Below are 1,684 nucleotides of genomic sequence, written 5' to 3'. Positions count from 1 at the left end.
AAATTGCTCTTTGAAAACTGAACAAAACAACCAGTACGAAAGAAGAAAGACAACCTCGTTTTTCTTAAAAAATAAGTCAGAAGTTGACTTCTGAAAGCTAATGTTTCAAACACTTTTATGGAGAGTTTGATCTTGGCTCAGGACGAACGCTGGCGGCGTGCCTAATACATGCAAGTCGAGCGCGGGAAGCGAACGGAACTCTTCGGAGGGAAGTTCGTGGAACGAGCGGCGGACGGGTGAGTAACACGTAGGCAACCTGCCTGTAAGACTGGGATAACTCGCGGAAACGCGAGCTAATACCGGATAACACTTTCTATCACCTGATGGAAAGTTGAAAGGCGGCTTTTGCTGTCACTTACAGATGGGCCTGCGGCGCATTAGCTAGTTGGTGAGGTAACGGCTCACCAAGGCGACGATGCGTAGCCGACCTGAGAGGGTGATCGGCCACACTGGGACTGAGACACGGCCCAGACTCCTACGGGAGGCAGCAGTAGGGAATCTTCCGCAATGGACGAAAGTCTGACGGAGCAACGCCGCGTGAGTGATGAAGGTTTTCGGATCGTAAAACTCTGTTGTCAGGGAAGAACAAGTACGATAGTAACTGATCGTACCTTGACGGTACCTGACCAGAAAGCCACGGCTAACTACGTGCCAGCAGCCGCGGTAATACGTAGGTGGCAAGCGTTGTCCGGAATTATTGGGCGTAAAGCGCTCGCAGGCGGTTCTTTAAGTCTGATGTGAAATCTTGCGGCTCAACCGCAAACGTGCATTGGAAACTGGAGGACTTGAGTGCAGAAGAGGAGAGTGGAATTCCACGTGTAGCGGTGAAATGCGTAGAGATGTGGAGGAACACCAGTGGCGAAGGCGACTCTCTGGTCTGTAACTGACGCTGAGGAGCGAAAGCGTGGGGAGCGAACAGGATTAGATACCCTGGTAGTCCACGCCGTAAACGATGAGTGCTAGGTGTTAGGGGGTTTCCGCCCCTTAGTGCTGAAGTTAACGCATTAAGCACTCCGCCTGGGGAGTACGGCCGCAAGGCTGAAACTCAAAAGAATTGACGGGGACCCGCACAAGCGGTGGAGCATGTGGTTTAATTCGAAGCAACGCGAAGAACCTTACCAGGTCTTGACATCCTTTGACCGCTCTAGAGATAGAGTTTTCCCTTCGGGGACAAAGTGACAGGTGGTGCATGGTTGTCGTCAGCTCGTGTCGTGAGATGTTGGGTTAAGTCCCGCAACGAGCGCAACCCTTAATCTTAGTTGCCAGCATTTAGTTGGGCACTCTAAGGTGACTGCCGGTGACAAACCGGAGGAAGGTGGGGATGACGTCAAATCATCATGCCCCTTATGACCTGGGCTACACACGTGCTACAATGGACGGAACAAAGGGAAGCGAACCCGCGAGGTCCAGCAAATCCCATAAAACCGTTCTCAGTTCGGATTGCAGGCTGCAACTCGCCTGCATGAAGCCGGAATCGCTAGTAATCGCGGATCAGCATGCCGCGGTGAATACGTTCCCGGGTCTTGTACACACCGCCCGTCACACCACGAGAGTTCGTAACACCCGAAGTCGGTGAGGTAACCTTTTGGAGCCAGCCGCCGAAGGTGGGACGAATGATTGGGGTGAAGTCGTAACAAGGTAGCCGTATCGGAAGGTGCGGCTGGATCACCTCCTTTCTAAGGAT

The 1,684-nt window shown here is 52.6% G+C and carries 1 rRNA gene; it reads left to right on the top strand.

Annotated features, from left to right (window positions below):
- Nucleotides 1–114 precede the first annotated feature (114 nt).
- Nucleotides 115–1,676: ribosomal RNA gene (locus ACW0TQ_RS22060) — 16S ribosomal RNA — on the top strand.
- Nucleotides 1,677–1,684: the final 8 nt, after the last annotated feature.

The organism is Oceanobacillus sp. M60 (genome assembly GCF_053839645.1).
This window is presented reverse-complemented; position numbering and strand designations above follow the sequence as displayed.